We start from the raw sequence: 12,719 nt of genomic DNA, 5'->3' as shown, positions 1-12,719 counted from the left end.
ACTTCACCCCCGAGTCCACGGCCGCCCTCGTCGAAACCACCCCGCCCAAAGCCGGCGACCTCCTAGAACACCTCACCGACCTCCACCTCCTCGAGTCCCACACCCCCGGCCGCTACCACTTCCACGACCTAGTCCGCGCCTACGCCCACGAGCTCGCCCAGCAACTCCCTGCCGGCGCACGCACCGCCGCCATCGACCATCTCCTGGCCTTGTACCTCGGAGTCGCCTGGCGAGCCGCCGACCTCGCCGATCCGAAGGCCGCCCGCAACGCCTGGTCCGGACGCCCGCCGGTGCCGGCGTTTCCGGTCCTCAACACATCCGAGGAAGCTCTCAGCTGGATCGACGGCGAACTGGCCAACTACCTCGCGGTCATCGACCAGTCCGCCGGCCTGGGCGACCGCGACGAGATAGCGGCCGGTCTGGTGATCGGGCTCTACAGCTACTTCGTCATGCGCGGCAGCTTCACCGAGTGGCTTCCTGCAATTGACCAAGTAGCCGACGGCCAGATCGACGGTTGGACGCTTGCACAGCTCCACGCCGACGCAGCTATTGCCTTGGCTTCTGCTGCGCGATACGAGGAGGCCGCAGTCCGGTTCGGTCAGGCCCGGGACGCCTTCACCACCATCGGGAACGTCCGCGGTGTCTCACTCGCGACGAACAACACAGCTCGCCTCCTCATACGGATGCATCGATATGCGGAGGCACTTCCGATGGCAGAACGGGCTTTGGCCATCAACAAGCAGCTCGGTGACGAGCGCGCCATGGCAGCCGCGTACTGCACGCTCGCCGAGGTAAACACAGAGCTCGGCAATTGGGCCGCCGTCCGGGAAGTTGTTGACGCCGGCATCGAACTCTTCGCGAACGTCGGCGATCTGGCCGGCATCGCGAACCTGCGGATCGAGGGCGCCTGGGCCCGAGTCCGATCGGGCCGATCCGAAGGTGCGGTCGAAGACATCGTTCGGTCGTTGTCTGAGCTCGAGGCTCTGGGGCTCCGCAGCTTCGTCTGCGATGCGCACTGGATTCTCGGAATGAGCTATCTCGTCCTCAACGAAGTCGATCGCGGTATCGAGCAGGCTGAATTGGCGCTGGAGATCGCGCTGGACGCCGATGATCGCCGACGAGAGGCACAGATTCGACTCCTACTGGGCGAGCTGCTGAGCCGTGTCGGCGACCGCGACGACGCCGCCGCCAATCTCGAGTCCGCACTCGCCTTTTACCGGCAGCACCATCCAGGCCAGGCCGTCGCTGCCCAGACTCTATTGAACGAGGTCCAGAACGCAACCAGCGCCTGACAGTTTCGTCAGGCGCTGGTCGTAAAGCTGGTTCGGTTAGTTGCCGGCTTGGTTCGTCGCCGCGGGGGTGGTGGAGACCTCGCCAGCCTGGTTTTCCGGGAAGTGGCAGGCCGCCTGGTGGCCGGGGGCCAACTGGAGGAGCGGGGGCTCTACCGTTTTGCAGATGTCCTGGGCTTTCCAGCAGCGGGTGTGGAAGCGGCAGGCGGGCGGCGGGTTGATCGGGCTCGGTACGTCGCCTTCCAGGCGGATGCGCTTGACGTTGCCCTTGCGCTTGGTGTCCGGGACCGGAACCGCCGACAGCAGCGCGACCGTGTATGGGTGCATCGGGGTCTCGTAGAGGCCGACGCGGTCGGCGATCTCGACGATCTTCCCGAGGTACATCACCGCGACTCGATCGGACACGTGCCGCACGACCGACAGGTCGTGCGCGATCATCACGTAGGTGAGGTCGAACTCGTTCTGCAGGTCCTCCAGCAGGTTGACGACCTGAGCCTGGATCGACACGTCCAGCGCCGACACCGGCTCGTCCGCCACGATCAGCTTCGGGCGCAGCGCGAGCGTGCGCGCGATACCGATGCGCTGCCGCTGACCGCCGGAGAACTCGTGCGGATAACGGTTGTAGTGCTCGGGGCTCAGACCCACCAGCTCGAGCAGCTCCTGCACCGCGCGCTTCACGCCGTGCTCGGTCTTCACGTTCTGCAGCCGGTACGGCGCTCCGACGATCTTGCCGACGGTGTGCCGCGGGTTCAGCGAACCGTACGGGTCCTGGAAGATCATCTGTACGTCGCGGCGCAGCGGCCGCATCTTGCCTTCGCTGAGGTGGCTGATGTCGCGACCCTCGAACACGATCTTGCCCGCGGTCGGCTCCAGCAGCCGGGTCAGCAGCCGCCCGGTCGTGGTCTTGCCACAGCCGGACTCCCCCACCAGCGACAACGTCTCGCCGCGGGTGACATTGAACGTCAGACCGTCAACAGCCTGTACGGCGCCAGTCTGCCGCTGCAGCAGGCCCTTGCGAATCGGGAAGTGCTTCACCAGCCCGTCGACCGACAGCAACTCCTCGCCGATGGCCGGTGCTTCCACGCCCGGGACGGCGGTGGGATCGATCTCTTCAATAGTCACAGTGTCGTCCCGTTCACAGCTTCGGCTTGATGTCGGTCTCCCACGCGTGCTGGCGCTCCTTCGGGGAGAGATGGCACGCGACCTTGTGGCCGGCGCCGATGTCGAGCAGCTCGGGGCGTTCGGTCTCGCTGGCGCCGCCGTTCAGGTGTGCGTAGTTGCAGCGCGGGTTGAAGGCGCAGCCCTTCGGCACGTTGATCAGGCTGGGCGGCGTGCCCTTGATCGGGATCAGCCGCTCGGTACGTTCCCGGTCGATCCGCGGCATCGAACCCAGCAGACCCCAGGTGTACGGGTGCTGCGGGTTGTCGAAGATGTCCTCCGCCGTCCCGTACTCGATCGCGCGCCCGCCGTACATCACCTGGATGTCGTCGGCGAGCTCGGCCACCACACCGAGGTCGTGCGTGATGATGATGACGGCCGAGTTGAACTCGCGCTGCAGGTCCCGGATCAGGTCCAGGATCTGCGCCTGCACGGTCACGTCGAGCGCGGTGGTCGGCTCGTCGGCGATCAGCAGGTCGGGGTCGCACGACAGCGCCATCGCGATCATCGCGCGCTGCCGCATACCGCCGGAGAACTGGTGCGGGTAGGCGTCCACCCGCTTGTCGGGCTGCGGGATGCCGACCCGGTCGAGCATCTCGATCGCGTGCTTGCGCGCGACCTGCTTGCTCACCTTGTTGTGCACCCGGTACGCCTCGACGATCTGCGTCCCGACCGTGTAGAAGGGGTGCATCGCCGACAGCGGGTCCTGGAAGATCATCGCCATCCGCTTCCCGCGGAGCAGCCGGACCTCCTCGGGCGTCGAGGACACCAGGTCCTGACCGTCGAGGAAGATCTGACCGCTGATCTTGGCCACGCCGCGCTTGTGCAGACCCATGATCGACAGGCTGGTCACGCTCTTGCCGGAGCCGGACTCCCCCACGATGCCGAGGGTCTTGCCGCGCTCGAGCTGGAACGAAATCCCGTCGACCGACTTGACGACGCCGTCGTCGGTCGGGAAGTGCACCTTCAGATCGCGGACGTCGAGGAACGCCTCGCCGCGCTCGATCCGCTGGACGGTCCCTTGAACGGTGTTATCTGCGGGTTCGGTCACGAGATGCGCACCCTCGGGTCGACGACGGCGTACAGGAGGTCAACGATCAGGTTCGCCAGCACGATGAAGAACGCCGCGACCAGCGTCACACCGAGCACCTTCGGCAGGTCGTTCACCCGCAGCGCGATGACGGCGTACTGACCGATCCCCGGCAGCGAGAACGTCGTCTCGGTGAGGATCGCGCCGCCCATCAGCAGGCCGAGGTCCAGACCGAAGATCGTCAGGATCGGTGTCAGTGCCGAGCGCAGGCCGTGTTTCATCACGACCGTCCGCTCGGTCAGGCCCTTGGCTCGAGCGGTCCGGACGAAGTCCTCGTTCATCGTCTCGAGCATGCCGGCCCGGGTGAGCCGCGCGTACGACGCGGCGTACAGGAAGGCCAGTGTCACCCAGGGAAGGATGAGGTCGTACGCCCACCAGACGGGATTTGTTTCGTCCAGTGGGTTGGTACCGCCCTGGGCTGTCCAGCCGAGTCCGTAACTGAAGATCGACAGTGACAGCAGGCCGGTGAAGAAGATCGGCAGCGAGACACCGGCCAGCGCGACCGACATCAGCGACCGGTCCAGGACCGAGCCGCGTTTGAGGGCCGAGATGATGCCGGTGCCGACACCGGTGATCAGCCAGATGAACGCCGCACCACCTGCCAGCGAGGCGGTGACCGGTATTCGCGCGACCAGGTCCGGCCACACCGGCTGCTGGGTCAGGAACGAATAGCCGAAGCACGGCGCCGGGCAGTGCTCGGTCGCCGGACCGTAGTTGTATTCCTGCCCGACGAACAGACCCTTCACGAAGCGGCCGTACTGCTCGTAGAGCGGATCGGTGAAGCCGAGCCGAACAGCGGTCTCGTGGATCTGCGCCGCCCCCGCGCTCTTGCCGACATAGCGGGACGCCAGGTCGTCGGCGGTCGCGCCGCCGAGCTTGGGGACCAGGAAGAAGATCGCGAATGTCACGGCCGTGACGATGAAGAGCAGGATTACTGCTCCGATCACCCGGCGGACCAGATATGCGAACACCGTGCTCGGCGTGGTGGCCGGCGATCATCGCTGATCACCGGCCACCGTCAGCCTTCACCTACCTCTGCTGAGCGATTTCGGTTGGTTGGTCAGAGCAACGACTTACTTGAGGCCGATGCCCGCGTAGTCGTACATGTTCTGACCGGCGTTGGTGAAGACGTTGGCCACGGTGTCCGGACGGTACAGCAGGCCCTTGGCCCAGATACCCGGCAGCACGCCCGCCTGCTCCATGACCTTCTTGTCGACGTCGACCCAGTACTGGTTGCGCTTGGTCTCGTCGGTCTCGGCCATCGCCTTGTCGATCAACTGGTCGACCTCGGGGATCCGGACGCCGAGGTTGGTGTTTCCACCGGTGGCGCGGATGGTCCGGCTGTCCACGATCTGCTGCAGGAAGCCGAAGCCGTCGTTCCAGTCCGCACCCCAGCTGTAGACGATCAGGCCGAGCTTGTTCGTCTTCGCGAAGTCCGGCTTGCCCGCGTACAGCTTGGTGTAGTCGCTGGTCGGGTACGGCTTGGTGGTCAGCGTGATGCCGGCCTTCTTCAGCGACTGCTGCAGGGTCTCGGCAACGGCCTTCTCCTTGTTGCGGTCACCGCGGAAGGCGATGTTGATCGCGAAGCCGTTCGGCTGACCACACTGCTTCAGCTCGTCCTTGGCCTTCTCGACGTTACCGTTCTTGTCGGCCTCGAAGCCGTAGTCGTCGAACTTCTGCGAGCCGAGGACCGACGGCGGCATCAGGTTCGTCGCGATGTCGCCACCGATCGGGCCACCGTAGGCACGCTGGTAACCCTCGTGGTCGGCAGCGTAGAGAATCGCCTTGCGGCAGTGCACGTTGTCCAGCGGCGGGACCTCGGTGTTCAGCACCGTGAAGTTCAGGCGCGGGGCCGGCACGTTGTCCGTGTGCGCCTTCAGCTTCGGGTCGGCCAGCACCTTCGCCTGGGTCTCCGGCTGCACACCGGTACCGGCGAGGTCGACGTCGAGGTCACCGGCGATCAGCCGGTTGTCGATGTCGGTGCCCTCGACGTTGTACGCAATGGTGTACTTGTCCGGCAGCGCGTTACGGCCCGAGTCCGGGTCGGTGGACGCGTCGTAGTTCTCGTTGCGGACCAGATCGAAGCCCTTGTTCGGGTCGTAGGAACCGAACTTGTACGGACCGGTCGCCATCGGGTGTTCCTTGTACTTCGCACCGGTGTCCTTCGCCTGCGGGACCGGAGCGGTCGACGGCAGCTGCGCGAAGTAGTCGAAGCTCGAGAACGGCTTCTTCAGGTGGAAGACGATGGTCTGGTCGTCCGGCGTCTCGATCGCCTTCGCGACGCCCGCCAGGGTCTTGTCCTTGTAGACGCTGAAGCCCTCGGGGACGTCCAGCAGGAAGTCGTTGAAGTACGTCGGGCCGCTCGGCAGCGTCGCCTTGTCCAGCGACCGTGCGACGCCGTACTTGACGTCCTTCGACGTCACCGGCGTGCCGTCCTCGAACTTGATGCCCTTACGGATCTTGTAGGTCCAGGTCTTGGCACCGTCACTCGGCACTCCAGGAGCCTCGGCCAGGTCCGGAACCGGCTTGCCGCCCTCCTCGCCCGGAGTCGCCTTGAACGTCATCAGCGGACGGACGTAGGTCCGCACCAGGTTCCAGGACAGACCGTAGTAGGTGTCACCCGGGTCGGTGGAGTCGTACGCCTCGGAGATCGCCATCCGGAGCGTGCCACCCTTTTTGGTGCTCGGGCTGAAGTTCTTGTCGACGGCTGCGTTGGCCTCCGCCGTGGCGCCGCCTGCGCTGCTGCCACCACCAGGCGTGGCCTTCGGTCCCCCGCAAGCCGCCAGACTCAAGGCGACGGCCGCAGCGACGGCTACTGCCGTCGTGATGCGTTTCCGACTCATCTCTTGTTGCACCCCTTTGTGTGGTGAGAGCTGCGCTTGCACACGGCTCCCGGTTGTGGAGAGAAGTACTACCGCGACCGCGGGTCCAGCGCGTCGCGCAACCCGTCGCCGAACAGGTTGAAGGCCAGCACCGTGGCGAAGATCGCCAGGCCCGGCGGGATCATGTACATCGGGTCGACCTGGTACCACTTCGAGGCGATCGACAGCATGTCGCCCCAGCTGGCCGTCGGCGGACGAACACCGACGCCCAGGTAGGACAGACCGGCCTCGAACAGGACGTTGGTCGGGATCAGGAGCGTCGCGTAGACCAGGATCGGCGCGATCAGGTTCGGGAGCAGCTCGGTGAACAGGATGTACGGGCGGCGCGCGCCGAGGCTGCGGGCCGCGTCCACGAACTCACGCTCGCGCAGCGACAACGTCTGGCCCCGGATGATCCGGCCGATGTAGGGCCAGCTGAAGAAGCCGATGATGAAGACGATCAGCGCCACCCGCAGCGGGTCGCCGGTCAACCCGAGGACCGAGTCCGGGATCGCGCCGACCAGCGCCAGTGCGAACAGCACCAGCGGGAAGGCCAGGAAGATGTCCATCAAGCGGCTGATCAGTGTGTCGACCCAGCCACCGAAGTAGCCGGCCACGACGCCCAGCACGACACCGATCACCACGGACAGCATCGTCGCCAGTACGGCGATCAGCAGCGAGATCCGGGCGCCGTACAGGATCCGGGCCAGGATGTCGCGGCCGTTGACCGGCTCGATCCCGAGCGGGTGGTCCCAGCTGATGCCGCCGAGGCGGCCGATCGGGGTCTGCAGCGACGGGTCCACCAGATCCTGGTGGAAGTCGTTCGGGGTGATACCGATGAGCTTGCAGATCAGCGGCGCGAAGATCGCCACGATGATCAGCAGGATGACGAAGACGCCACCGGCGATCGCGATCTTGTCGCGCTTCAGCCGCATCCAGGAGATCTGCCAGAGCGACCGGCCCTCGATCTTCTGGACTCCGTCGAGGACGGCCTCCGGCTGGGCCGCCGCCGACCCCGGTTCGACCTCGAGTGGTGCGCTCACGCGATGCGACTCCCCTGCCTCATTCGGTTGAACCGGAACGAAATCCGGTATGGCTGCCGCCTTAACCTGCCGCCATTACGGTCTGGAGTCAAACGCCGAATGCGGTGCGTTGCCCGATCGTGATCGCGAGGAAATCGTCCCGTATCGTGGACGTTTTCCGCAGTAAAGCACGCCTTCTACCGAGGGTCGCGGTTACCTCGCAAAACGTTACTGTCATGGCATCTTTGTGTCATTTACGCAGGCCGGACAGATGCAAAAACGCCAGCGGATCCAGTGCTCCGGAGACGCCTTCCACCTCATGATCGACGACTACGCTGAGTCGCCCCTGCCAGATCGGTACAACCGGCACCTCCCGGGCGAATACGCCCTGCAACTGCTCCAGGAGCTCCGCACGCTTGATGCCGTTCTGCTCGACTCTTTCCTGCTGCAGCAGCTTTGTCGCGGCGGCCGAACGGTACCCGTTCGGGAACGGGTCACTGACCCCGAGGAACGGCGCCAGGAAATTGTCCGCATCCGGGTACTCCGCGGTCCACCCCGCGAGGTACAGGTCGAAGACACCCGAGCGGATCAACTGCTGGTACGCCGGCCACTCCGCGCTCCGCAAGGTCACCCGGAACAGCCCCGAAGCGTCCAGCTGCCGCTTCAGCTCCAGCGCCTCACCCTTCGACCCCGGACCGAACCGGGTCGGCGTCCACCCGAGCGTCAGCGGCACCGGCCCCTTGACGCCCCCCGCCTTCAAGATCGCCGCTGCGGCTGCCTTACTCGGCTGCTTGTACTCCGACCGGTACGCATCCGTCGCGCCACCGAAGTTCGGCGGCACCATCGAGTACAGCGGGCTCACGTGCTCGGCGTACGCCTTCTTCACCAGCGCCGGCCGGTCGATCAGCTGCGCGACAGCACGCCGTACGGCGAGTTTGCGCGAGGTCACCGACTTCATTTGGAACGCGACGAACTGGATCACCGCATCCTCGGACTCGATCACCTGCACGCCGCTCATCGACCGGATGTTGTCGAGCTGACCGATCGTGAACCCGCGGTACGCCAGGTCCGCCTTGCCCATCGCTTGGTCCAGCGCCACCGCGTCCTTGACCAGCGCGATCTGCACCCCGTCATTCTGCGCAGCGCGAGACCCCTTGTACGCCGCGAACCGCGCCAGCGTGACCGACTCCCCCGGCCGGTACGCGGTCAACTGATACGGCCCGCTGCCGATCGCCGTCGAGTCGAGCAGCTTCTTGACCGGGTACGCCTCCTCGTCCACGATCGACGCGCCGGTCGTGGTCAATAGATAAGGAAGCCGGGCATCCGGAGCCTTCAGATTGAAGACCGCGGTCAGCTCGTCCGGCGTACTCACCGAGGTCACCGAGGTGAACAGTGGCGCCGGCCCACCCGGAGTCTTCAGGGTCAGCATCCGGTCGAAACTGAACCGCACGTCCGACGAGGTCAACGGATGCCCGTTCGGGAAGGTCAGGCCCTCCTTCAAACTGCACGTGTACGTCGTCGGCGAATCGAACTGGCAATCCGCGGCATCCGGTACCGGGGTCGGTTTCCCCGGCAGGATCGTCAGCAGGGTCTGGTAGAGATTCGCCTGCACGGTCCGCGAACCGACGTCGTACGGACCGGCCGGATCGAGTGAGCTGATCGTGTCGGTGGTCGCCAGCCGCAGCACCATCGCCTTCGGCGTGGTCGCCCCGGTGTGCGGCGCGTTGTCGTCCGGCTCACCGCACGCGACCAGGCCGACGCCCAGCCCACCGACCGCAGCGGTCACCACCAACCGCCGCCACAACTCGCTCACCATGTCACCTTCCCCAGCCCACTGTGTTCACCCTGGGCCTTCTCTTCAGCCCAAGCAACGCCCCCGAGGGCACCAAGTGACGGTAACGCCTCAGGAGAGCAACTGCCGCAGTGACTCCGGAGTCACGGCTTCCAATGAACCGACGATCAGACGGCGCGGTGCCTCCGGGATCGGCACCCAGTGCGGGACCGCGATCACGTACGCGCCGGCCGCCGTACCGGACTCTGTGCCCGTCATCGAGTCCTCGATCACCGCACACTGCGTCGGATCGACCCCGAGCTTTGCAGCCGCGGTCAGATAAGGCTCGGGATGCGGCTTGCCGTTCGTCACCTCGTCACCGGCGATGATCACGTCGAACGGATCGTCGGGCAGATGACTGAGCACCGCGTCGATCATCACCCGGTACGACGCCGACACCAGCCCGCACGGTACGTCGGCCTTGCGCAGCGCCTGGAGGAGTTCGAGCGCACCCGGCTGGAACTCGACCTCCCGGCGCAGCGAGTCGATCACCTCACTGAAGATCCGCTCGGCCAACTCCTCGCCGGTGATCACACCGGCCGGCAGCGCCGCCAGCCAAACCTGGACAGCGTCGCGCAGATCGCTCCCGATCAGCCCGAGACTGTCCTCGTCGGTCCAGGCCCCACCGAGCTCGGGCAGCACCCGCAGCTGCACCTCTGCCCAGACCTTCTCCGAGTCGACCAGCGTTCCGTCCATGTCCCAGAGCACGGCCTGCAGCACGGCTCCCCCTCCACTTTGTTTTGGTCTTCCGGAACCATTTTCCTTCTGCGTACGCCGACACGTTCCGCCGGGGGTGCTGCCGACACGTCCCGCTTCGCGGTTAGGCCTGCGCGTGGCGTGAACGAACCACGTAGGCTGGCAGTCCGGATTCCGGCACCCTGCCGGATGGCTAACAGACGACAGGGGGCCTGCGAGTGGTTGATCTCGCGAACCTGAGGGACCCGGTCGTGATCGCGGCGTTCGCGGGCTGGAACGACGCCGCCGAAGCGGCCACCGGAGCGGTCGACCACCTGATCGAGGAGTGGAACGCCGAGCTCGTCACCGAGATCGACCCGGAGGAGTACTACGACTTCCAGGTGAACCGGCCCGAGGTCGGTTTCGACGAGAACGGCGACCGCCAGCTGACCTGGCCGACGACCCGGGTCTACGTGGCCCAGCCGGCCGACACCGACCGCGACGTGCTGCTGATCCGCGGAATCGAGCCGAACATGCGCTGGCGCGGCTTCGCCCAGGAGCTGCTCGAGGTGGTCGACGAGTCCAACGCCCAGATCGTCGTCGTACTGGGTGCCCTGCTCGCCGACTCCCCGCACACCCGGCCGATCCCCGTCTCGGCGACCTCCTCGGACGAGGCACTGAGTGCATCGTGGAGCCTGGAGCCGTCGACGTACGAAGGCCCCACCGGCATCACCGGCGTCTTCGGCGACCTCTGCGGCGCCCTCGGCGTACCGGCTGTGTCCATCTGGGGCGCGATCCCGCACTACATCGCCGGCTCCCCCTGCCCGAAGGCGTCGCTGGCGCTGCTGAGCAAGATCGAGGCCCTGCTCGACCTGCAGATCCCCGAGGGCGAGCTGCCCGAGATGGCCCGCGCGTGGCAGCGCGGCGCGGACGAGCTGAGCGAAGAGGACCCCGAGGTCGCGGAGTACGTGCACTCCCTGGAGGAGCAGCGCGACACCGCCGACCTGCCGGAGGCCTCGGGCGACGCGATCGCCGCGGAGTTCGAGCGGTACCTACGCCGGCGGAACAAGAACCATCCGGATACGCCTTAGAGTTTTTGCTACTCGCGGGTCACCTACCGTGGCGTAACGCCCTGGATCGGCCTATTGTCGTCGTCGGACGATAGGCCGGTTACGGGGAGCTAGTCAGATGCGCAGGTCGCGGGGTGAGGACGGCAGCAGCTCGATGCCTGCCCTCGCCGTCCTGCTGCTGCTCGGCATCGTCGCCGTGGTCGGCATCCTCGGCAACGATGACGACGAACCACCGCCGGTCGACCTGACCGTCCTCGCCGCCTCCAGTACGGCGACCACGATCGCGACCGCGCCCCTCGATCCCGAGCCGTATGCCGCGACCGACGGGATCGTCGTCCACCCGCGGTCCGAATCCGCCCTGTACTCCGCGCCCGACGGCGACCCGTTCGCCAAGATCGGGCCGAAGCAGTTCGGGCCGACCTGGCTCCCGGTGGTCGAGCAGACCGACGGCTGGGTCCGGGTACTGCTGCCCTCGAAGCCCAACCGGTCGACCGGGTGGATGCGCGACGACGACCTCGAGCGCGCGACCTCGCCGTACCTGATCCGTGTGCACACCGGATCGCGGACGATCGAGCTGTTCGAGAAGGGCAAGCGGCTCGGGGCGTGGAAGGCCGGTGTGGGTGCGCGGAAGACGCCGACGCCTGCCGGCCGCACCTTCCTGCTCGGCTCGATCGTCGACCACAAGCGCTCCGCCTCGCCGATCGTGCTGCCGTTGGGTGCACACAGTCCCACTCTCGACACGTTCGGTGGCGGGCCTGGTACGGTCGCGATCCACGGCTGGCCGCGTGCCGACGTGTTCGGAGCCGCGATCAGCGCCGGATGCGTCCGGGTGCCGAAGACCGCCTTGGCCAAACTTCAGCGGGTCCCGCTCGGGACCGTCGTTCAGATCGACAACAAGTGACGTACGTGAGGAGACCGGAGATGCGCCGACAACTCGTACCGACCGTTGTCACGGCAGCAGCCGTGGCCGGAGTCGTGGCGTTCAGCCTGGTCGCCAGTAGCCCGGTGGGTAACGCGGCCGCCCGGCCCTCGTCGGCGTACGCCGTCAACGCCGAAGGCCAGGTGCCCGTCGACAAGACGCCGTACGTCGAATCCGTCGACGGCAAGCCGAAGAAGTCCTCGGCCCTCGAACTGCCGGACAACCCGCTGCTCGCAGTCCGCGCCGGCACCGTCAACGCCGGCAACAACTCGGCCTCCGTCGAGCTGATCGACATCTCGGTCGGCGCCGACGTCCTCGGCCAGATCCCGATCCCGCCGGACCTGAAGAAGCAGTGCGACGCGCTTCCCCCGACCGGCGCCGACGACCTCCCGCTCCCGGACATCAAGCTCCCGGATCTCGGTCTGCCGCTCCCGCTGCCTTCGTTGAGCACCAAGGACCTCCCGGTCAAGAACCTCCCCGAACTCTGCAAGCTCCTGCTCACCCCGCCCAGCTCCCTGGTCGGCATCGACGCGGTCAACGTCTGGTGCTCCGGAGCCAAGGGCGGTGTCGATGTCGGCTCCCTCACCCTGCTGGGCCAGACCCTCAAGATCCCCAGCACCACCCAGTCCTTCAGCACCCCCGCGAACCCGCTGATCGCCATCACGGTGAACGAGCAGACCAAGAACGCCGACGGCTCCTTCACCATCACCGGCCTCAAGATCAACCTCGGCAACGGCGCCCAGATCATCCGCCTGGCCTCCGCCACCTGCGCCAAGCCGGTCGCTCACAAGCCGACCCCGAAGC

11 protein-coding genes are annotated in these 12,719 nt (G+C 66.4%); 4 read left to right on the top strand and 7 right to left on the bottom strand.

What is annotated here, in order from left to right:
- The first annotated feature begins 449 nt into the window (after nucleotides 1-449).
- The gene (locus E1261_RS36760; RefSeq protein ID WP_420814092.1) at nucleotides 450-1,292 is read left to right on the top strand and encodes a tetratricopeptide repeat protein; all 843 of its coding nucleotides are present in this window, start codon (nucleotides 450-452) and stop codon (nucleotides 1,290-1,292) included.
- Between the two features lie 36 nt (nucleotides 1,293-1,328).
- On the opposite strand, the gene E1261_RS36755 is transcribed toward E1261_RS36760, so the two are convergent.
- From E1261_RS36755 to E1261_RS36725, 7 genes are all read right to left on the bottom strand, one after another.
- Nucleotides 1,329-2,411, bottom strand: a complete 1,083-nt coding sequence (locus E1261_RS36755; RefSeq protein ID WP_132414354.1) for an ABC transporter ATP-binding protein — start codon at nucleotides 2,409-2,411, stop codon at nucleotides 1,329-1,331.
- A 13-nt stretch (nucleotides 2,412-2,424) separates the two neighbouring features.
- Nucleotides 2,425-3,498: an ABC transporter ATP-binding protein gene (locus tag E1261_RS36750; protein WP_238176658.1), complete on the bottom strand. Its 1,074-nt coding sequence runs from the start codon at nucleotides 3,496-3,498 to the stop codon at nucleotides 2,425-2,427.
- On the bottom strand, nucleotides 3,495-4,508 hold the full coding sequence (locus E1261_RS36745; RefSeq protein WP_132414353.1) for an ABC transporter permease: 1,014 nt from the start codon (nucleotides 4,506-4,508) through the stop codon (nucleotides 3,495-3,497). The genes E1261_RS36750 and E1261_RS36745 overlap by 4 nt, the downstream gene beginning before the upstream one ends.
- A 102-nt stretch (nucleotides 4,509-4,610) precedes the next feature.
- Nucleotides 4,611-6,380, bottom strand: coding sequence for an ABC transporter substrate-binding protein (locus E1261_RS36740; protein ID WP_132414352.1), 1,770 nt, complete (start codon nucleotides 6,378-6,380; stop codon nucleotides 4,611-4,613).
- 68 nt (nucleotides 6,381-6,448) lie between these two features.
- Nucleotides 6,449-7,441, bottom strand: coding sequence for an ABC transporter permease (locus E1261_RS36735; protein WP_132414351.1), 993 nt, complete (start codon nucleotides 7,439-7,441; stop codon nucleotides 6,449-6,451).
- Between the two features lie 229 nt (nucleotides 7,442-7,670).
- Nucleotides 7,671-9,236, bottom strand: a complete 1,566-nt coding sequence (locus E1261_RS36730; RefSeq protein ID WP_132414350.1) for an ABC transporter substrate-binding protein — start codon at nucleotides 9,234-9,236, stop codon at nucleotides 7,671-7,673.
- Between the two features lie 87 nt (nucleotides 9,237-9,323).
- Entirely contained in the window at nucleotides 9,324-9,971 is a 648-nt protein-coding gene (locus E1261_RS36725) for an HAD family hydrolase (RefSeq protein WP_238176657.1), read from the bottom strand.
- A 194-nt stretch (nucleotides 9,972-10,165) separates the two neighbouring features.
- Here E1261_RS36725 and E1261_RS36720 point away from each other — a divergent pair, with 194 nt between their 5' ends.
- The 3 genes from E1261_RS36720 to E1261_RS36710 form a co-directional block, all read left to right on the top strand.
- Entirely contained in the window at nucleotides 10,166-11,017 is an 852-nt protein-coding gene (locus tag E1261_RS36720) for a PAC2 family protein (RefSeq protein WP_132414349.1), read from the top strand.
- Nucleotides 11,018-11,114: 97 nt separating this feature from the next.
- Complete coding sequence (locus tag E1261_RS36715) at nucleotides 11,115-11,897, top strand: L,D-transpeptidase (protein WP_132414348.1); 783 nt, start codon at nucleotides 11,115-11,117, stop codon at nucleotides 11,895-11,897.
- Between the two features lie 20 nt (nucleotides 11,898-11,917).
- Nucleotides 11,918-12,719, top strand: an 802-nt coding sequence (locus E1261_RS36710; RefSeq protein WP_132414347.1) for a hypothetical protein, incomplete at its 3' end; no start/stop codon positions are given.

Origin of the sequence: Kribbella albertanoniae, from assembly GCF_004348455.1 — a bacterium.
Lineage (GTDB): Bacteria > Actinomycetota > Actinomycetes > Propionibacteriales > Kribbellaceae > Kribbella > Kribbella albertanoniae.
The sequence above is the reverse complement of the archived record's forward strand: the minus strand, read 5'-3'. Positions and strand labels throughout refer to the sequence as shown.